We start from the raw sequence: 20,156 nt of genomic DNA, 5'->3' as shown, positions 1-20,156 counted from the left end.
CGGTTGTAACGAGGACCTGGGAAGAGGCCCGGAACATCACGTCCGGGCCTCCTTTCCTGTCTGTGGTCCTGGGTATGGCGGGATCGCTCAGCCTTCGAGTGAGGCGAGACCGCCGGGTTCCCCCTTGCCTTCGCCCCGGCGGGGAAGGCGCAGGTTTGGCATGGGGAGCGCGGCCAGCAGCGCCAGGAAGGCCACGAGGATGCTGACGAGGTAGATGCGGCTGACGGTCGTGGCGAACGCGACCTTGATGGCGCGGCCCACCTTGTCGAGCGTGCTATCAGCCTGCCTGATCGTGTCGGCCTGCGCGGTGTCCAGGCCCGATTTGATCTGCGCGACCACGGCCGCCCGGCCCTGCGGCGTGGCGATGGCCGCAGCGGGAATGTTCTTCAGTTGCGTGCCCAGTTCGGCCGGGAACTGCGGGTTTGCGGCGAGGGCCTGCACGGCAGCGATGTTACCGGTGTTCACGGCGCCGGTCACGGCCGTCAGGGTGCTGTCAAAGCCTTTCCTGATCTGGGCGGCGGTGTCGGCTTTCACGGCGGCCGCGTCGAAGCTGGCCTGCGGGCCGCGGCTCTCACTGGCACCGCCGGTGCCGCCGCCCAGGGCGTCAAGTTGCGCGCGGATGGCGGGGGGCGCGTCGGCCTTGACGGGCTCGAGCTGCCGACTGATCTGGCTGGGCAGCATGGACGTGAGAATCGCGCCGAACACGGCGGTGCCGATCACACTGCCGAACTGCTGGAAGAACTGCCCGCTGCTGGTGGCCACGCCGATCTCCCAGGGTTTCACGGCGTTCTGAATGGCCAGGTTAAACAGCGGCAGGGCGGGACCGAGGCCCAGGCCCAGGACGACCATGTACAGCACCACGCGCAGGTACGGCGTGTCGGCGTTCAGGGTGCTGAGCAGGCCGAAGCCGCCCATCATGAGCACCAGGCCGATGATGATCATGGTCTTGTAGTACCCGAGGCGGGAGGCCAGCTGGCCGCTGCCGATCGCGCCGGCGATCAGGCCCAGGGTCAGGGGGATCGTGGCGGTCCCGGCGGCCGTGGCGGACACGCCCTGCACGTTCACGAGGTACAGGCTCAGGAACAGGATGGCGCCCAGGAACGCCGCGCCGATAAAGAAACGCGCCAGGACGCCCCACGCGAACGTGGGATTCTGAAACAGGCTCAGCGGCAGGATGGGGCTTTCGTGCCGGGCCTCGACGAGCAGGAACAGAATCAGGGACACGACGCTGGTGGCAAACAGGCCCAGCACGGTGGGACTGGTCCAGGCGTACGTGCCGTCCGCGCCGAAGGTGAGGGCCAGCAGCAGTGGAACGCTGAACACGATGATGAGCAGCGCGCCCAGGTAGTCGATCTTGGGTTTCAGGCCGCTGGCGAGCAGAGGCATCTTCGTGAAGATGAACGCCAGGGCCACGAGGCCGATGGGCAGGTTCACGTAGAACACCCAGCGCCACGAGACGTTGTCGGTCAGGAACCCGCCCAGGAGCGGCCCGATCACGCTGCTCAGGCCAAAGACAGCGCCGAACAGACCCTGGTACTTGCCGCGCTCGGCCGGCGCGAAGATGTCAGCGATGATCGCGAAGGCCACGCTGGTCAGTGCGGCCGCGCCGAAACCCTGAAGGCCGCGGAACACGACCAGCTGCATCATGCCGCTGCCGAACACGTTGTTCAGGAACGGTTCGCCGGCCATGCCGCACAGGGCGCTGCCCAGCAGGAACACCACGATCCCGAACATCAGCACCGGCTTGCGGCCGTAGATGTCCGAGAGTTTCCCATAGATGGGCACCATGGCGGTGCTGGCGAGCAGGTAGGCGGTCGTTACCCAGGAGTACAGGGACAGTCCCTCGAGTTCCTGGGTGATACGTGGCAGGGCGGTCGAGACAATGGTCTGGTCGAGGGCGCTGAGGAACAATCCGAGGAGTGTCCCGATCAGGATCAGGCGCTTGGTAGGAAAATCCAGCGTCTCGGCGTAATCGATGCGGCCCTCTGGGGCCTGCTGGGCGTGGGTCATTCGGTGTTCTCCTGGGTGGATCGGGCGGGATGGGTCGGCGGGTGCCGGGTGTCCTGGGTATGCAGTTCGGCCATGATGGCGGCCAGGTTGTCGGCGGCCGCTTCGATCACATGGCGGTTGACGCGCCCGAACACCTGCTGGTAGGTCTCATTGAAGCGGCGGTCCATGCTGTCCAGGAAGGCGTGACCGTCTGCTGTGAGGGCCAGCAGTTTGGCGCGGCGGTCGTCCGGGTTCTCGCGGCGTTCCGCAAACCCGCGCTGCACGAGACGGTCGGTCAGGTGACTGGCGGCCGGGAGGCTCAGGCCGGTCAGGTCAGCCAGTCCTCCGATGCTCAGGGCGGCGTGGGCGCGCAGCTGGTGCAGGGCCGTCATCTGCGAGAAACTCATGTCGTCGCCCTGCAACTGGTCCTGCATGGCGCGCATGAGTTGCCCGGACACGTAGCGGTGAAGGCATTTCATCTGAGTGCCGAGGCGCTGGGCGGCGGCGGACGCCGGGTCGGGCGTGGGGGTGGGGTCTGGGGAATGCGGGTTCATCGCGTGGCTGATCTCCTCCTGCCTGCGGCCCCCGCGTGTGGGGGGGTCGGGCCTCCCTCTCGGCCTGAACGCCGGATGAATTGCTCTCAATCCTGAAACTATTTAGAGAATTAAATAGTGTCCTAAGCCACACCGATTGAGGGACGAAAGAAATCAGACGAACTCCGGTGAAGCGGTTTGCAAAAACCATTCAACCAGAGTTCGTCTCATCGTCTGTTTTCTTTACGGGCTGGGAGGGTGCCGGATGGTCAACACCATGCCCGGACTCTGCCCTGCGCCCACTCCCATCCGCCCGGAGTCAACGGACGACAGAAGGGCCTGTAGTCAAGGCGGATGTGGTCATGACAGATGCTTGAGTGGACTGATCCGACTGGACCCGATGGCGTGGGGGACGGCCGTGATCAGGCCGAGCGGAATGAGCAGCAGGGCGCGGGACGCCAGCGCCCAGGTCAGGACCGGCGGGGCCAGGGTAAAGCCAAGCTGCGCGCCCAGCACGCTGCCGCCGACCCTGCTGGCCAGCAGGGCAAGCGCCAGACCCAGCAGCACGCCGCCCGTGACGGTCAGGGCTGTTTCCAGGAGGACCAGCGTGAACACCGAGCTGCGCCCGGCACCCAGCGCGCGCAGCAGGGCCACGGTGCGCTGGCGTTCCAGGCTGGACGTGTACACGCTCAGGGCGACGGTCAACGCCGCGATGCCCAGCACCAGCACGGACAGACCCGCGTACGCCGCCTGGCCCTGCATCAGCACCTCGCGGGCCTGCGCGAACACCTGACCGGGAAAGACCGCCATGGCGTCCTTGCTTGCGTTCACGCGCTGCGCGGCCGTGTAGATCCCCGCGAGGTTATCGGCGGAGTACAGCACGGCGGTCACGGCCTGCGCCTGCGTGGCCTCCGAGCCGTGCACCTCCCAGACCGTTTCGATGGGGGTCAGCACGGCCCGGTCGATGGGCCCGCCGGTGGGGGCCAGCACGCCCGTGACCGTGTACGCCTCCCGGTGCCCGGCGTCGTCCTCGTGCGGCCCGGTTTCCAGGCCATGCGCGCCGGTGAACGTCCCGCCGACCTGGAGACCGGCGTCACGGGCGACGCGCGCGCCGATGACGGCGTCATGCTCCTTCGTAAAGACGCGCCCCTGCGCCAGCCGGAAGTACGGCGGCAGGCCCGGCTTGAGCCGCTGATCGAAGAAGGCGGCGGTGGTGCCCACGATGGGAAACCCGGCGAAGTTGTCTCCCAGGGCGATGGGAACGGCCCGCCGGGTGCCGGGCAGCCGCCGCAGGTCCTGATACACCCGGTTGGGCATGTTGCCGATCGGCACGTCAAGGTAGAAGAGCGTTGACATCACAGCCTGCGTGCCGCTGCCGGGCGCGGTGACGAGGAGATCGAACACCTGCGCGGCGTCCTGGGCGCCCCGCTCGACCTGCCGGGTGACCATGGGCACGATCAACGCCGTGGCCGTGGCCAGCGCCACCGCCAGGACGGTGATCAACAGGGCGCCCAGGCGGTGCCGGAGCGTGCGCAGGGCCGTCCAGAGGGCCAGTCTCACGCGGGCACCGGCGTGACGTGATAACGCAGCGGCAGGCTGGCGGCCACCGCCTCATCGTGCGTGACGACGATCAGGGTGGCGCCCAGCCCACCGGCCGCCTCTTGCAGCAGGGTCATGGCGGCCGCAGCCCGGTCGCGGTCGAGGTGGGCGGTCGGCTCGTCGACCAGCAGCAGGCCGGGGCGGTGCGCGACCGCGCGCGCAATGGCGACCCGCTGCCGCTCCCCGGTGGACAGCTGCGCCGGGCGGTGCTGCAGGCGCCCGCCCAGATCAAGGCGGGTCAGGGCGTCCCGCGCCCGCTCGGCTGCCCTGGCCGTTCCCGCGACGCGCAGGCCCAGCTCCACGTTCTCCAGCACAGTCAGGCCCGGCATGAGATGGAAATCCTGAAAGACGTACCCAACATTCCGGCGGCGAAAGGCGTCCCGCTGCGCTTCTCCCAGTTCTGTCAGGATCAGGTCCCCGTACATGACGCGCCCCGACTCGGGTTGAAGCAGTCCCGCAAGCACGTTGAGCAGGGACGTTTTCCCGGTGCCGCTCGGGCCGGTCACGGCGAGTTGCGTGCCGGCGGGCCAGGCGAAGGCCGGGTAGTCCAGCGTGACCTCCCGGGCGTGCCGGACCCGCAGACCCTCACCCGTCAGGAGCGCGGCGGTCAAGCGGACTGCACCCGGTCGGCGTAGAGACGCACGAGACTGACGAAGCCCGTCTCGTCGTCCTTCTTGACCCCGATGTCCAGGCGCCCGGTGACGGTCAGGCCCCGCACGGACGGTTCGAGTTCCTTACCGTCAGGCATGATCACGAGCACGATGTCGGCGGGCCAGTCGGCCGCGGTGGTGCAAAACGGGCAGGTGGACATGGGTTCGCGGGTCAGCACGAAGAAATCCAGTTTGGGCTTCAGAGGCGGGGCCATGTAGCCGCTCATGGTGACCTTCTGACCGCTGAGCGACTTGAGTTTGCTGCTGTACTCCACGCCACGCACGGTGACGCGGCCGTACAGCTCGCTGAATTTAACGGTGGCCGTCTGCGCGCTGGCGCGGCCCAGCCACCAGGAGACGGGCAGGGCGCCCAGCAGTTTGACTACGTTGCGGCGATTCATGCGTCCTCCAGAGGGAAGCGAAGTCCCTGCCGCCGCACAAGGGGGGGGCAGGGTCAAAGGGGGGGCGGGCGGGTGCGCGGCCCCCGGGGGCATGATACGGATTCCGGTCGATTCGGTGCGGTGGCGAATCAGTCCGAGCGGATACGAGGAGCAACAGACGCCCCTTCGCGGAATGCAGCCGCAGGCAATGTCTATCCGCCTGCGGCGCAGTGGAGCGCAGTCCGTCTTACTTGTTCTTGGTGGCGTCGAGGCCCATGGCGCGGGCAATCCCGAAGAAGATCTCGGTCTGGTCGATCACGCCGCTGAAGTTCTCGGCGCCGGGACCGAACGCGAACAGGGGCAGGGGGTCGGCGGTGTGCACGCCCTGCGAGCTGGCGGGGTCCAGGTTCCCGACGCGCTGCACGGCTCCTTCAGCGCAGATTTTGGGGTTCGGCACGTACGCCGCCTCGGCGCCGGACTTGCCGTTGCTGACCGTGGGATCCAGGAAGACGGGGCGGCCCAGGTAGGTTTCGCAGTAGTCGGGCGTGGCGGCGAAGCCCACGGCGTAGGTGCGGCTGGTCTCGGGCAGGGGGATGCCGTTGGCGTCACGCCGATCACCGTAGGTGGGGAAGCCGGCCTTGTCGTACGTGCCGACCGCCTCGCGCTTGCCCGGGCCTTTGGTGGCGTCGTACCCGCCGTACACACTCAGGGAGTGGGCGTGGTCGGCCGTGACGAGGACCAGGGTGTCCGGGTGCGTCTTGGCGTACTCCTTGGCCCACGCGACCGCCTTGTCCAGTTCGAGCACGTCCCACACGCCGCGCTGCCAGTCGAGCGGGTGCTCGTACTTGTCGATCATGCCCGCCTCGACCATCAGGAAGAAGCCGTTCGGGTTCTTGTCGAGGGTCTCGACGGCCTTCTTGGTGCTGTCCCACAGGAACGGCATGTCGGTGAAGTCGCCCAGCATTTCTTTGCTCTTGTACTGCGCGCGGTCCAGGTAGCTGGGGATGTTGTCGATGTTGAACAGCCCGAAGAGTTTGCTGCCGGTGGCGGCGTTCAGTTCGGTACGGTTGCTGACGAACTGGTAGCCGAGTTTCTGGCTGTCGTCGATCCAGTTGGTGGCGTCCTTGCGGCGACTGCCGGGGGCGGTGCTGGGAATGAAGTCACGGCTTCCGCCGATGAGCAGCACGTCGGGTTTCACGTCGCCCTTGAAATACTGATCGGCAATCGCCTGGTAGTCACCGCGGCGGCGCGTGTAGGCCGCGAACGCGGCGGGCGTCGCGTCGGTCCCGAACGCGCTGGAGACCAGGCCGACGCTCTTGCCCATGCTGCGCTTGAGCATGGCGGTGATGGTTTCCACACGCGGGTTGTCCAGCGTGTCGGCCGTGTTGTCCGGGTAGACGTTCAGGGCGTTCACCTGAATCTTCTGCCCGGTGGCGAGGCTGCTGGCGGTGTTGGCGCTGTCGGCCAGGGCGCTGTCGTAGCTGCTGGTCGTGACGGTGGCCATGCCGGACAGTCCCGTTTCCATGGCGAGCTTCCCGGTGGGGGTACCGTCGGCGGGATTATAGGGGTACGCGATCATCTTGGCGGCGTTCACGGTGTTCCAGCCCAGGCCGTCACCGATGAACAGGATGACGTTCTTGGCCTTGGGCTTGTAGAAGAGGGACCCGAAGCCCTCGGGACGCGTCGCGGCGACGGTCCACTTGGCGGTTTTGGTGACGGGACCACCCGCGTCGGTAAAGGCCACGTTGAGCGTGTGCGTGCCCACGCCAAGGCTCTGGGCGCGCACGGTCCACTCGACGCTGGTGTCCTTGCTGGTCGTCTTGACGAGTCCAGCAACAGGCTGTCCGTCGAGGGTGATCACAGCGTCTTTGAAGTCCTTGACGTCTTCTGCCTCGACGCGCAGATCGAAGTGTTGACCGGGAATGAACTGGGCACCGTCGTAGGGGTAAACCTGCAGTTTGGCTGCGGACGCCGAGGCGCTCAGCAGAAGGGCCGTCATCAGGAGTTTCTTCATACTTCTCAAGTTCACTGCGGCTTTGTCAACAGGGCGTCATGACGCCCACGCGGAGGACTGGAGCGGAAGCGGACGCGCCCCGATCTGGCGACCAGTCATACGGATTCCGATTGATTCGGTGCAGTCCCGAATCAATCCGAGCAGATGCGAGTGGGAACACCCTCCGGATTGGGCGGTATGGTGCCCCAGGCGGCGCTTTTTCGACTGTGGCGGAATGGAACGGCAGTCCATATCAGAGCCGCCCAGCATGGACGCGCCCCTGCCGGGATGTGCGTTCAACCCGCCTGCGCCCCCTCGTAGGGTCGCAGGCAGGGACTCTCGGGTTGCGGCAGGCGTTTTGACAGGGGTCCCCAATCTGGGTACGCTGGGGGTGTTATTCCTTAGTCGTCTAAATATCCTGCCGCCCTCTCCTGCGCCCGTTCCTGGAGGCTCCTCTTGACCCGACCCGACCGACTGTTAGGAATTCCGTCTGTTGCCTTCACCACGGGGCCAGCGTGCGTCTGAATCTGAGCGAACTGAACGCCCTGAGCCCCGACGCTTTCGCCGCGCATTTCGGCGGTGTGCTCGAGCACTCGCCGCGCTACGCCGCGCAGGTGGCCGCCGCCCGCCCCTTCACGGACGCGGAAGCCTGCGCGCAGGCCTTCATGACCGCCGCCCGCAGCGGCACGCCGCAGGAGCAACTCGCGCTGATCCGCGCGCACCCGGACCTCGCCGGGAAGGCCGCGCACGCCGGTGACCTGACCCCGGAAAGCGCCCGCGAGCAGGCCAGCGCCGGACTGAACCGTCTGAACGCCGACGAGTACGCCGAATTTCACCGCCTGAACGCCGCGTACCACGCGAAGTTCGGGCTGCCGTTCGTGGTGTGCGTGCGCGAACACGACAAGAGCAGCATCTTCCGCGCGGCCCGCGAACGACTGGCGAACACGCCAGAGCAGGAACGCGAGGCCGCCCTGCGAGAGATCGGCCGCATCGCGCGGCTGCGCGTGCTGGACCTGATCGCCCCCTCCCCCGCCCCCACCCACTCCACAGGAGCCGTCATGACCGACCCCATCCAGCCTGCACCCACCCAGCCTGCACCCACCCAACAGCCCGACACCCGTCCCGCGCCCGTGAAAGTGCGGCTGGGCAGCAACAACTACGGGAAGGCCGACGTGCGCCTGTTCAAGGTGTTCCGCGACGGGCCGGACCAGCCGCAGGGCCGCCACGACATCAAGGACGTGTGGGTGCGGGTCGGCATGCGCGGCGATTTCGATGCCGCGCACGAGGCCGGGGACAACACGGGACTGGTCGCCACCGATACCGTCCGGAACACCATCTACGCCCTGGCCAGGGATCACCTGACGGGCAGCGTGGAGGCGTTCGGGAAGGACCTGATCCGGCATTTCGTGAGCGGCGGCCCGCGCGTGAGCGGCGCGTACGCGACCTTCACCGAGCACCTGTGGGACCGCCTGCCCGACCCGGCCAGCAGCGGCGGGCATGACCACGCCTTCGTGCGGCAGATGCCCAAACGCACCGCCCGCGTGGACGGCGATGGGCAGACCTTCACGGTCGAGAGCGGCATCGACGAACTGTTCATCCTGAAAACCACGCAGAGCGGCTGGGAAGGCTTTCACCGCGACACCTTCACCACGCTGCCCGACACCACCGACCGCATCCTGGCGACCACCGTCACCGCCCGCTGGACGTACCTGAACGCCGAATGCGATTACGACGCCGTGTGGGCCGAGGTGTACCGCACGCTGCTGGCCGTGTTCCCGGACCATTACTCGCCCTCCATGCAGTACACCCTCTACCGGCTGGGCGAGGCCGTCCTGACCCGCTGCCCGGACATCGAGCGCATTCACTTCTCGTTCCCGAACCGGCATCATATTCCATACGATCTGGCGCGCTTCGGGATCGAGAACGGCGGCACGATCTTCCACGCGGACGCCGAACCGTATGGCGTGATCGAGGGCTGGGTGGAGCGCGCGTGAGCGGCCCGGGCAGCGCAGCCGACCCCGCAGCCAAGGGCGCGGGCCTCAGCACGCACGTGCTCGACACGGCGCGCGGCCGCCCCGCCGCTGGCATCCCACTGGAACTGCACACCCTGCAGGGCGAGACGCGCACACTGGTCACGCGCGCCGTCACCAACAGCGACGGCCGCACCGACGCGCCCCTGATTGCGCGCGGCGAACTGCGGCCCGGCACCTTTGAACTGGTGTTTCACGTCGCAGGGTACTTCGCAGCGCACAGCCCGCCCGATGCGGCTCAGCCAAACGCGACTCAGGCCCTCCCCTTCCTGGATGTGATCACGCTGCGCTTCACGGTCACCGATGCGGGCGCGCACTACCACGTGCCGCTGCTGGTCAGCCCGTGGTCGTACAGCACCTACCGGGGCAGCTGAGGGGCGCGTGCCCGCGGACTCCCCTCAGGTGCGGGCGGCGCAGACTTCCCGGCCCAGTCAGGCTTCCCGGCCCAGCACAGCCACGCTGCTGGAGTCCCTGCGCCGCGACTGGCAGGCCGCCCGGCCGGACCTGAACGCCCAGCCCATGCTGAGTGTGCTGCGACTGACCCGCCTGGGCGCGGCTCTGCAGGCCGAGGTGGACGCCCCGCTGCACGCTGAGGGCCTGAACGCCGCGGGCTGGGACCTGCTGCTCACGCTGTACCGCTCCGCGCCGCCGGGGGGCCTGAGCCCGGGACAGCTGAGCGAACTGAGCGCCGTCAGTGGCCCAACCACCACCAACCGTGTCGCCCGGCTCCTGGCCCGTGGGCTGATCACGCGCCGCGCCGACGACCGTGACCGCCGATCCGCCCGCGTCTCGCTGACGCCCGCCGGACGTGCGGCCGTCGAGCGCCTGCTGCCAGGACACCTGCACCGCGAAACCCGCGCCCTGGCGGCGCTGACCACCACCGAACTGGAGACCCTGGACCGGCTGGCCGCGCGGCTGCTCGGCGCTCTGGAAGGGGATTCCGGGGGGTAGAGCGTGGGCGCGTTGACACCCGGTCCTGCCACGAGGCACCGCCGTTGTGCCTGGCGTCCGCCTGCCTCGCTGCTTGCGGCCACGCCCTGCGCCTGGCCGCGCGGTGTTCCTGCGCCGGACACACCCGCGGACCTTCACAGGCCCCAGCTCTTTGCCGTACAGTGAAATTCAAGTTCACCGACTGAAAAACCCCCCTTCAGGAGACCACCATGACCCAGCCAAGCACCCCCGCCGACCTGCCCGCCGGAATGACCATCAGTGCGCCCGTCACCGACGCGCAGCGCGACATCCTGACCCCGGAAGCCCTGGCGTTCGTGGCGGACCTGCACCGCCGGTTCGAGGGCCGCCGCCAGGCGCTGCTGGCCGCCCGTGAGGCCCGCCAGCAGCGCCTGGACGCCGGGGAGCAGCCGGACTTCCTGCCGGAGACCGCGCACATCCGCGCGGGCGACTGGCGGATCGCGCCGCTGCCCGCCGACCTGCGCGACCGCCGGGTGGAAATCACGGGCCCGGTGGACCGCAAGATGATCATCAACGCGCTGAACAGCGGCGCGCGGATGTTCATGGCGGACTTCGAGGACGCGAGCAGCCCCACCTGGGAGAACTGCGTGGACGGCCAGATCAACCTGCGGGACGCCGTGCGGCGCACCATCCGCCTGGAGACGAACGGCAAGACGTACGCGCTGAACGAGAAGACGGCGGTGCTGCTGGTCCGTCCGCGCGGCTGGCACCTGCCGGAAAAGCACGTGCAGGTAGACGGCCAGACCGTGTTCGGCGCGCTGTTCGACTTCGGACTGTACGCGTTCCATAACGCGGCCGAACTGCTCTCGCGCGGGTCGGGGCCGTACTTCTACCTGCCGAAAATGGAGTCGCATCTGGAGGCGCGGCTGTGGAACGACGTGTTCACGCACGCCGAGGCGACCCTGGGCCTGGATCACGGCGTCATGAAAGGCACGGTGCTGATCGAGACGATCCTCGCGGCCTTCGAGATGGACGAGATCCTGTACGAACTGCGGGACCACTCGGCCGGGCTGAACTGCGGGCGCTGGGATTACATCTTCAGTTACATCAAGAAACTGCGCGCCCAGCCGGGCCACACGCTGCCGGACCGCGCGAAGGTCACGATGGCAGTGCCCATGATGCAGGCCTACAGCCGCCTCGCCATCCAGACCTGCCACAAACGCGGCGCGCCCGCCATCGGCGGCATGAGCGCCTTCATTCCGGTCAAGGGCGACGAGGCGAAAAACGCCGCCGCCTTCGAACAGGTCCGCCTGGACAAGGAACGCGAGGCGACGAACGGGCACGACGGCACCTGGGTCGCGCACCCGGGCATGGTGGCCCTGGCGACCGAGGTGTTCGACCGCCTGATGCCCGAAGCCAACCAGATCGGCAGCAGCAAACAGATGGACCTGACCGTCACCGCCCGCGACCTGCTGACCCCCCCGGACGGCACGGTGACCGAAGCGGGCGTGCGCGTGAACATGAACGTGGGCATCCAGTACCTCGCGGCGTGGCTGCGCGGCTCCGGCGCCGTGCCCATTCATAACCTGATGGAGGACGCCGCGACCGCCGAGATCAGCCGCGCGCAACTGTGGCAGTGGCGCAGCGGGCGCGTGACGCTCGAGGACGGCCGCACCCTGACCCCGGAGCTGTTCGACGCACTGTACGACGAGGAGAGCGGCAAGCTCGGCGCGGACTTCGCGGACGCCGCGCGCCTGTTCCGGCAGACCGCCACGCAGTCGCCGCTGATGGACTTCCTGACCCTTCCCGGCTACGAGGCCCTCGCCTGAAGCAGACACCGCCCGCTGCGTTGACATCCCGGGGAGGGCCCAGGCCGCCCATTTCACGCCCGGAACCTGCCAGGGCTCCGACCCGCCCTGCCCGGATTGAACGGTCTTTACAGCCCATTCAACCGGAGTCCGCATGAGCAGCGAGGAGCCGCGCAGCCGGGCGGGCCGGGCGCGCGGCACGGACGCGCCGGGCAGCGTGCGCACCCTGGAGCGCGGGCTGGGCGTGCTGTGGGCGCTGGCCGGGTTGCAAGGGGCGTCGCTGTCGCAGGTGGCGCGCGCCGCCGGACTGTCGCCCAGCACCGCCTCCCGGTTGCTGGAAACGCTGCGGCAGCAGGGCTTTGCGGACTGGGACGAGGCGTCCGGCCTGTACCGGGTGGGCCTGCGGGCCTATCAGGTGGGCATGGCCTTCGACGCGGCGCAGGCGCTGACCGGCGCGGCGGCCGCCGAGATGCGCGCCCTGGTCGCCGCGCTGGGTGAGAGTGCGAACCTCGCGGTGCTCCGCCCGCACGGCGAGGTGGGCCTGGAAGCCGCGTACGTGTACCAGGTGGAAGGTCCGCAACTGGTGCGGATGTTCACGCGCGTCGGAGCGAGCGCGCCGCTGCACGCCTCGGGCGTGGGTAAGGTGCTGCTCGCCCCGCGCGACCCGGCCGAGGTACGCGCCGCCCTGAGCGCCGTGACCCTCACGCCCTTCACGGCGCACACCCTGACCAGCCCGGACGATGTGCTGGCCGCCCTGACACGCGTGCAGGAACAGGGGTTCGCGCTGGACGATCAGGAACGCGAACTGGGCGTGCGCTGTGTGGCCGTCCCGGTACGCGGCGCGGGCGGCGAGGTCGCGGCGGCCCTGAGCGTCTCCGCGCCCACCTCACGCCTGTCGCCCGCAGACGTGCCGCGCTTCCTGGCGGCGGCGCAGGCCACCGCAGCGCGGATCGGAGCGCGCCTGGGCTGGCTGGGTTGAGGGGGCTGGCTGGGTTGACGGGACTGGCTGGCTTGAGGGGGCTGAATGGGTTGACCGGGCCAATCGGGTGGACTGGACTGGACGAGTGAACGCCGACCCACCGCGCGCGGCCTATGCTGCGGCGCATGGCGATTCCCCCCACCGGCGCGCGCACGTGAGTGCCGCGCCCCTCCTCTCCCCCGCCGCCCGCGAACTGGCCGGGCGGCTGCACGCAGCCCTGGCAGGGCGCTGCGCTGACCTGGACCCTGCTGATCGGCGCCCTGCCGCACCAACGGGCAGCGCGTCCCTGCCGGATTACCGCGCCGCGCCCGTTCCCGCTGACCTGCGGCCGGGCCGCGCGGAACTGATCGTGGAAGCCAGTGACCTGAACGCCCTGCGCGCAGCCCTGGCCAGCGGAGCGGACGCGGTCGTGGTGGACTTCGACGACACCTTCTCGCCGACCCGCGCGAACGTGGCGGCAGCCTACGCGGCGCTGCCGGAGTGGCTGTCGGCGGACAGGCCGCTGCTGGCGCGGCCCCGCGCGCTGTACGCGCTGGAGGCACACGAGCCTTTCGCCGGGCAGCCGGGACGCGCGGCGCTGTGTGACCTTGCGGCCCTTCTGACCGCCGGAGCAGGGCTGAAGGCCCGGCCGGGGCGCACGCCGCACCTGTACCTGCCGAAACTGGAATCGGTCGCGCAGGCGCAGGTCTGGGCCGACGCCCTGGCCCTGGCCGAGACGCACCTGGGCCTGGAGCGCGGCACGCTACGTGTCTGCCTGCAGATCGAGACGTTCCCAGGGCTGCTGGCCGCTGACGCGCTGCTGTTCACGCTGCGCGACTGGGCGTTCGGCTTGAACGCGGGCCGCTGGGATTACGTGTTCAGCCTCGTGAAGACGGTGGGCGCGGACCTGGGCCGCCCGGTCCCACCGCGCGCGGGCCTGGGCATGAACCTGGACGCCATGCAGGCCTACGCGCAGGCGCTGGTGGACGTGTGCCGGGCGCGCGGCGCGCAGGCGGTGGGGGGAACGGCGGCGGTCGCGCCGGACCCGCACGACCCTCAGCCCGCGCTCGACGCCGTGCGGGCCGACAAGGCCCGCGAGGCCGCGCAGGGCTTTCAGGGCGCCTGGGCGGGCCTGCCGGAACTGCTGGACGCCGTGCGTGAGGGGCTGCGCGCACCCTCGACCGTCCCAGAGACCGTGCCGGTCACGCGCGCGCGGCTGCTGGACCTGCCCCATCCTGGCCCGCTGGACGGAGCCGAGGTACTGGACACGGTCGGCCTCGCGCTGGACGTGTTCCGCGCGTGGCTGGCCGGGCAGGGCACTGTGACACGCGGCGGGCGTATCGAGGACACCGCCACGGCGGAACTCGCGCGCGCGCTGCTGTGGCAGTGGGTCACGGTCCGCGCGCCCCTGGGCGGCGGCGGTGTGCTCACGCCCGGGGCGTACCGGGCGCTGCGCCGCCGTCTCGCCCCGGACGACGCGCCCGAAGCGCGGCTGCTTGACCACCTCGTTCTGAGCGCCGCGCCGCCCGCGTACTTCCCAGCCGAGGCGGCGCGGCTGAACCTCACGCCCTGGCCCCAAAGGACTCCTCATGACTGACCCTGACCTCATCTCCGGGCTGGCCGCCCGCGCCCGCGCCGCCTGCCTGGATCTCGCGCGCCTGACCGAGGTGCCGGGCGAGACCACCCGCACGTTCCTATGCCCGCCCGCCCGGGACGTGACCGCGCACCTGAGTGCCTGGGCCGCCGAACTGGGCCTGAGCGTGCGCGTGGACGCCGCCGGGAACCTCCGCGCGCGCCGCGAGGGGCCGCTGCCGGACGCGCCGACGCTGTACCTGGGCTCCCACGTGGATACCGTGCCGAACGCCGGGGCGTTCGACGGCGTGCTGGGCGTCACGCTGGCCTTCGCGGTGGCGGCGGCGCTGCGGGACACGCCGCTGCCGTTCGCGCTGGAACTGCTGGCATTCAGCGAGGAAGAAGGCGTGCGCTTCGGCGTGCCGTTCATCGGGAGCCGCGCCCTGACCGGCACGCTGGAGCCGCTGTTGACCCTGGAAGACGCGCGCGGGGTGAGTGTGCGCGGCGCGCTCGAGGCGTACGGCCTGGACCCGGCGTGGCTGCCCGGCGCGCGGGTCAGCGGCCCGGGCGTGGGCTTCCTGGAATTCCACATCGAGCAGGGCCCGGTGCTTCAGGCGGCGGGCGCCCGCGTGGGCGTGGTCAGCGCCATCGCCGGGCAGGACCGGCTGCTGCTGGACTTCGTGGGGCAGGCGTCTCACGCCGGGACCACGCCCATGAACCTCCGCCGGGACGCACTGGCCGCTGCGGCGCGCTTCGCGGTGGCCGCCGAGGATCTCGCGCGGGCCACGCCCGGCCTGGTCGCCACGGTCGGCGTGATGACGGCCCGGCCCGGCGCGGTCAACGTGATCGCGGGCGAGGCGCACTGCACGCTGGATATCCGCCACGAGCACGACCCGGTGCGGGCCGGGGCGCTGGAGACGCTGCTGGAAGCGGCGCGGGGGTTCGCGCAGGAGCGCGGCGTGACCCTGACCGTCACGCACAAGCTGACGCAACCGGCGGTTCCGATGGACCCGGCCCTGCGTGACGGCCTGCGCCGCGCCGCCGCGCAGGTGGGCTACCTCGCGCCGGACGTCGTGAGCGGGGCCGGGCACGACGCCATGATCCTGGCGGACGTGATGCCGGCCGCGATGTTGTTCCTGCGCTCCCCGAACGCCCTGAGTCACCACCCGGACGAGATGGCCGAGCCTGAAGACGTGGAGGCGGCGCTGCGCGTGGGCGTGGCCTTCGTGCAGAACCTCGCGGCCCAGGGAGGACGCTGATGACGCTGGATCTACTGATCCGGGGCAGCACGCTCGTCACGCCGCACGGCCCGCTGCGCGCCGACCTGGGTGTGAAAGGCGGACAGATCGTGAGCCTGGCGCTGGAGGCGACTGTGGGCGCCCGCACCGAGATCGACGCGGCGGGCCTGCACGTGTTCCCCGGCGTCATCGACGCCCACGTGCACCTGAATGAACCGGGCCGAACCCACTGGGAGGGCTTCGACACCGGCACGCAGGCGCTCGCGGCGGGCGGCGCGACCAGCCTGCTGGACATGCCACTGAACTCCAGCCCGCCGCTGCTGAACCGCGCGGCCTTCGACGCGAAACGCGCGGCGGGCGAGGCCCACTCCCGGCTGGATTTCGGGCTGTGGGGGGGCCTGACCCCACTGAACCTGGGCGAACTGGACGACCTGGCCGCCTGCGGCGTGATTGGGTTCAAGGCCTTCATGAGTCACAGCGGCCTGGATGAATTCCCAGCCGCCGACGACGCCACGCTGTTCGAAGGGATGCGCGCCGCGCGCCGCCTGGGACTGGTGGTGGGCACCCACGCCGAGAGTGACGGCTTCACGCGCACGCTCTCGCAGGTGGCCCGCGCGCACGGACGCCTCGGCGTGCGCGACTACCTGGACTCCCGCCCGCCCGTCACGGAGGCCGAGGCGGTGGGGCGCGCCCTCCTGTTCGCCGAGGAGACCGGCGCGGCCCTGCACCTCGTGCACCTCAGCACGGCGCGCGGCGTGACCCTGGCCGCCGAGGCCCGCGCGCGCGGCGTGAACGTTACCGCCGAGACCTGCCCCCACTACCTGCACTGGACCGGTGAGGATGTCGAGCGCCTGGGCGCGCTGCTCAAGTGCGCGCCCCCCATCCGGGACGCCGCGACCCGCGAGGCCCTCTGGGCGGCGCTGAAAGCCGGTCTGATCGACACGGTCGGCAGTGACCACTCGCCCGCGCCGCACGACCTGAAGACCGGGGACGACTTCTTCGCCATCTGGGGCGGCATCAGCGGCGCGCAGTCCACCCTGAACGTCCTGCTGGACGGCGGATATCGGCAGCGGGATCTGCCCCTGGAACTGATCGCCGCAGTGAGCGCCCTGAACCCCGCGCGGCGCTTCCGGCTGGGCGGCAAGGGCGCGCTGGAGGTCGGTCTGGACGCCGATTTCGCCCTGATCGACCTGCAAGAAACCTTCCAGCTCACCGAACTGTTCGACCGCCACCAGGGCAACCCCTACCGTGGCCAGACCTTCCAGGGCCGCGTGCAGGCCACGTACCTGCGCGGCCAGCCGGTCTTCACGCAGACGCCTGGCGGCGCGCAGTTCAGCGACACCGTGCGCGGGCGGCTGCTGACGCCCGCTGCGGAGCAGACGGGAGCGGTCTGATGCGCTGGTCGAACGGCGACTTCCATCTGGATCTGTCGGTTGTCGGGTACGAGTTCCCGGAAGAAACGAACTGCTCGGAGGATTCTGATTGGCTGCTGATACAACTCAGGATTGAATGCCCCGCAGGCCCGTGGAATCACATCGACCCCTCTCTGACGGTGCGGGAGGTTCGGTGGTTAGCAAAGTGGCTGCGTGAGGCCGCGCGGTACGGAGCGGTCTTCTCGGAATGGCAGCGAGGGTTTGAACCTCTGACCACCACCATCACCTTCACGGAACCCAATCTTGCATTCGAGCTGCGCTCCGTGCCAGACCCTGCCCTGCCCTTTCAGTTCAGGGTGTACCTGTCGGCGGAATCCATGCCGCCATTCGATCTGAATACGCCCCACTTCGAAATGGGTGAACCCACCGAGAAGTGGGTAAATTTCATGGCGGCCCCCTCCGACCTCCACCAGATGGCCGACGAGCTGTCTGAGGCACTCACCCGCTTTCCGTCAAGGACGCCGCATGTCCGCCCCAACTGACCTGAAGGAGACCGCATGAAACACCTTGGTTCCACCCGTTCCGCGTTGCGTGAGGCGCACGCGGTCATCACACCCGAAACCTTTGTCCGCACGGGTCTGGCCGAGTGGCCGGGCAGCGCGGTCATTCTGCACATTGCCCCCGTGATGGGCCTGGGGGCGCGCTTCGTGCAGTTCACGGCCGAGATGCCCGCCGGAGCGCAGGCCCGCGAGTCCGCACACGGGTACCAGCGCTTCGTGTTCGTGCTGAGCGGCGAGGTGGACGTGCAGGTGGAGGGCGAGGCGCGCACGCTGCGCGGGTCGGATCACGTGTTCTTCCCGGCGGGCGTGGCGCACACCCTGACGGCACGCGAGGCCACGCGGCTGGCGGTGTTCGAGAAGCCGTACGAGGCCGCGCCGGGCGTGGACGCCCCCCCGGTCTGCTGGGGGAACGAGCGGCAGAATCCGGGTACGCCGTTCGAGGGCGATGAAGGGCTGATCGCCCGCCGGTTACTGCCGGACGACCCGCGCTTCGATTTCATGATGAGCACCATGAGTTTCGCGCCGGGCGCGACCCTGCCGTACCCGGAGATTCATTACATGGAGCACGGGTTGCTGATGCTGGAAGGCGAGGGCCTGTACAAGCTCCAGGAGGCGTACTACCCCGTGACGAGCGGCGACGTGATCTGGATGGGCGCGCACTGCCCGCAGTGGTACGGCGCGCTGGGGAAAGTCTGGAGTAAGTACCTGCTGTTCAAGGACATGAACCGCCACCCGCTGACCGTCCTGCCCGGAGGAACCCGATGAGCCGACGCACCCTGCCCCTGACCGACCATTACGACGTGACTCGCGGCGAGGACGGCCACCGCCGCCTGCATCCGCTGGTGCGCGGCTTTCCGCTGCTGCGTTACCCGCTGCTGAACAAGGGCACGGCGTTCACCGAGGAGGAGCGCGTGGCGCTGGGCCTCGACGGGCTGCTTGCGCCGCAGGTGGATTCGCTGGAGGCGCTGGTGGACCGCCAGTATGCCGAGTACCGCCTGATCGCGGACCCGCTGGACCGGCACGTGTTTCTGCGCAACCTGCAGGACCGCAACGAGGTGCTGTTCTACGCGCTGCTGTCCGCGCACGTCGAGGAGATGCTGCCCGTCGTGTACACACCGACCGTGGGGCTGGCCGTGCAGCGGTTCAGTCAGATCTACCGCTACCCGCGCGGCCTGACGCTCAGCACCCGCAACATCGACCGGGCCGCGCAGGCGCTGGCGAATGTGCCGCTGAACGACGTGCGGATCATCGTGGCGACCGACTCCAGCGCCATTCTGGGCATCGGGGATCAGGGCTTCGGGGGCATGGCCATCAGTATCGGCAAGCTCTCGCTGTACACCGTGGCGGGCGGCGTCGGGCCGGACAAGACCCTGCCGGTCGAACTGGATGTCGGAACCGGGCGCGCCGACCTGCGAGCCGACCCCGCGTACCTGGGCGTGAAACACGACCGCCTGACGGGAAGCGAGTACCTGGGGTTCATCGACCGCTTCGTGGAGGCCACCCTGGAACGCTACCCGAAGGCGATCATCCAGTGGGAGGACTTCTCGAAGGACGCCGCTTTCACCATCCTGCACCGCTACCGGCGGGTCGTGCCGAGCTTCAACGACGACATTCAGGGCACGGGCGCGGTCGTGCTGGCGGGCGTCCTGAACGCCTGCCGACTCAAGGGCGAAGCCCTGAAGGATCAGGTCATGGTCGTGCACGGGGCCGGGGCGGGCGGCGCGGGCGTGGCCGCCGCCATGCGCGAGGGCATGCGCCGCGAGGGCCTGAGCGCTGAGCAGCTGGCCGGGCGGGTGTTCGTGCTGGATTCACGCGGCCTGCTCACCGATGACCGCTCCATGGAGAACTACAAGAAGAGCCTCGCCACGCCCCGCGCCCTCACAGAAGGCTGGGCCGGACTGGACCTGGAAAGCGTGATCCGCGAAGGGAAAGCCACCGTGCTGCTGGGCCTGAGCGGCCAGGCGGGCATCTTCAGCGAGGCCGTCGTGCGGGCCGCGCACGCCAACACGCCCCGGCCGCTGGTGTTCCCGCTGAGCAACCCCACCGCCTCCGCAGAGGCGCTGCCGGCCGACATTCTCACCTGGACGGACGGGCAGGCCATCGTCGCCACCGGCAGCCCCTTCGACCCGGTCACGCACGGCGGGGTCACGCACGAGATCGGGCAGGGCAACAACGCCTTCATCTTCCCCGGAGTGGGTTTCGGGGCGATCCTGGCCCGCGTGCGCGAGATCACCGACGAGATGGTCACCGCCGCCGCCTACGCGCTGGCCGAGTATACGGCCGAACACTGGCCGGAGCGCACCTACCCGCCCGTGTCCGAACTCGGCGCGGCCAGCGTGCAGGTCGCCGTGGCCGTCATTAAACAGGCCCTTGCGGACGGCGTCGCCACGGAATTCAGCATCCGCGGCCTGGGGGACGCCGACCTGCTCGCGCTCGTGCAACGCAAATTCTGGCAACCCCGCTACCTGCCCTTTCGCACGGATGGCTGATGGCTGATGGCTGATGGCTGATGGCTGATGGCTGATGGCTGATGGCTGATGGCTGATGGCTGATGGCTGATGGCT

General features: G+C 69.5%; 17 protein-coding genes. 11 read left to right on the top strand and 6 right to left on the bottom strand.

Translation table 11 applies throughout. The features are described from left to right. Nucleotides 1-87 precede the first annotated feature (87 nt). From QZ271_RS04010 to QZ271_RS03985, 6 genes are all read right to left on the bottom strand, one after another. The gene (locus tag QZ271_RS04010; RefSeq protein WP_291429213.1) at nt 88-2,010 is read right to left on the bottom strand and encodes an MDR family MFS transporter; all 1,923 of its coding nucleotides are present in this window, start codon (nt 2,008-2,010) and stop codon (nt 88-90) included. Further along, the gene (locus tag QZ271_RS04005) at nt 2,007-2,543 is read right to left on the bottom strand and encodes a MarR family winged helix-turn-helix transcriptional regulator (protein WP_291429212.1); all 537 of its coding nucleotides are present in this window, start codon (nt 2,541-2,543) and stop codon (nt 2,007-2,009) included. Before QZ271_RS04005 ends, QZ271_RS04010 begins: the two co-directional genes overlap by 4 nt. Nucleotides 2,544-2,882: 339 nt before the next feature. After that, nucleotides 2,883-4,082 carry an ABC transporter permease gene (locus QZ271_RS04000; protein WP_291429210.1) on the bottom strand — a complete coding sequence of 400 codons (1,200 nt, stop codon included), beginning with the start codon at nt 4,080-4,082 and terminating at the stop codon, nt 2,883-2,885. Continuing rightward, complete coding sequence (locus QZ271_RS03995; RefSeq protein WP_291429208.1) at nt 4,079-4,732, bottom strand: ABC transporter ATP-binding protein; 654 nt, start codon at nt 4,730-4,732, stop codon at nt 4,079-4,081. Before QZ271_RS03995 ends, QZ271_RS04000 begins: the two co-directional genes overlap by 4 nt. Continuing rightward, entirely contained in the window at nt 4,729-5,172 is a 444-nt protein-coding gene (locus tag QZ271_RS03990) for a hypothetical protein (RefSeq protein WP_291429205.1), read from the bottom strand. Before QZ271_RS03990 ends, QZ271_RS03995 begins: the two co-directional genes overlap by 4 nt. A 226-nt stretch (nt 5,173-5,398) precedes the next feature. Next, nucleotides 5,399-7,165, bottom strand: coding sequence for an alkaline phosphatase (locus QZ271_RS03985; protein ID WP_291429203.1), 1,767 nt, complete (start codon nt 7,163-7,165; stop codon nt 5,399-5,401). A gap of 494 nt (nt 7,166-7,659) precedes the next feature. Between QZ271_RS03985 and pucL the strand changes: the two genes are divergently transcribed. From pucL to QZ271_RS03930, 11 genes are all read left to right on the top strand, one after another. After that, the gene (pucL, locus tag QZ271_RS03980; protein ID WP_291429201.1) at nt 7,660-9,138 is read left to right on the top strand and encodes a factor-independent urate hydroxylase; all 1,479 of its coding nucleotides are present in this window, start codon (nt 7,660-7,662) and stop codon (nt 9,136-9,138) included. Then, on the top strand, nt 9,135-9,548 hold the full coding sequence (gene uraH, locus QZ271_RS03975; protein WP_291429199.1) for a hydroxyisourate hydrolase: 414 nt from the start codon (nt 9,135-9,137) through the stop codon (nt 9,546-9,548). Before pucL ends, uraH begins: the two co-directional genes overlap by 4 nt. Nucleotides 9,549-9,555: 7 nt before the next feature. Next, nucleotides 9,556-10,125: a MarR family transcriptional regulator gene (locus QZ271_RS03970; RefSeq protein ID WP_291429197.1), complete on the top strand. Its 570-nt coding sequence runs from the start codon at nt 9,556-9,558 to the stop codon at nt 10,123-10,125. A 209-nt stretch (nt 10,126-10,334) separates the two neighbouring features. Further along, entirely contained in the window at nt 10,335-11,912 is a 1,578-nt protein-coding gene (gene aceB, locus QZ271_RS03965) for a malate synthase A (RefSeq protein ID WP_291429195.1), read from the top strand. A gap of 133 nt (nt 11,913-12,045) precedes the next feature. Beyond that, nucleotides 12,046-12,870, top strand: coding sequence for an IclR family transcriptional regulator (locus QZ271_RS03960; protein ID WP_291429192.1), 825 nt, complete (start codon nt 12,046-12,048; stop codon nt 12,868-12,870). Nucleotides 12,871-13,024: 154 nt separating this feature from the next. After that, nucleotides 13,025-14,446 (top strand): malate synthase A, encoded by a 1,422-nt coding sequence (locus tag QZ271_RS03955; protein WP_291429190.1) that lies wholly within the window; start codon nt 13,025-13,027, stop codon nt 14,444-14,446. After that, nucleotides 14,439-15,680, top strand: coding sequence for an allantoate amidohydrolase (locus QZ271_RS03950; RefSeq protein WP_291429188.1), 1,242 nt, complete (start codon nt 14,439-14,441; stop codon nt 15,678-15,680). The genes QZ271_RS03955 and QZ271_RS03950 overlap by 8 nt, the downstream gene beginning before the upstream one ends. Beyond that, nucleotides 15,680-17,053, top strand: coding sequence for an allantoinase AllB (gene allB / locus QZ271_RS03945; protein ID WP_291429186.1), 1,374 nt, complete (start codon nt 15,680-15,682; stop codon nt 17,051-17,053). Before QZ271_RS03950 ends, allB begins: the two co-directional genes overlap by 1 nt. Beyond that, nucleotides 17,053-17,574 (top strand): hypothetical protein, encoded by a 522-nt coding sequence (locus tag QZ271_RS03940; RefSeq protein WP_291429185.1) that lies wholly within the window; start codon nt 17,053-17,055, stop codon nt 17,572-17,574. The genes allB and QZ271_RS03940 overlap by 1 nt, the downstream gene beginning before the upstream one ends. A gap of 15 nt (nt 17,575-17,589) precedes the next feature. After that, nucleotides 17,590-18,357, top strand: coding sequence for a (S)-ureidoglycine aminohydrolase (gene allE, locus QZ271_RS03935; protein WP_291429184.1), 768 nt, complete (start codon nt 17,590-17,592; stop codon nt 18,355-18,357). Beyond that, complete coding sequence (locus QZ271_RS03930; protein WP_291429183.1) at nt 18,354-20,081, top strand: NAD-dependent malic enzyme; 1,728 nt, start codon at nt 18,354-18,356, stop codon at nt 20,079-20,081. Before allE ends, QZ271_RS03930 begins: the two co-directional genes overlap by 4 nt. Nucleotides 20,082-20,156 lie beyond the last annotated feature (75 nt).

The organism is Deinococcus sp. (genome assembly GCF_018260555.1).
In the GTDB taxonomy this organism is placed as follows: domain Bacteria; phylum Deinococcota; class Deinococci; order Deinococcales; family Deinococcaceae; genus Deinococcus.
This window is presented reverse-complemented; position numbering and strand designations above follow the sequence as displayed.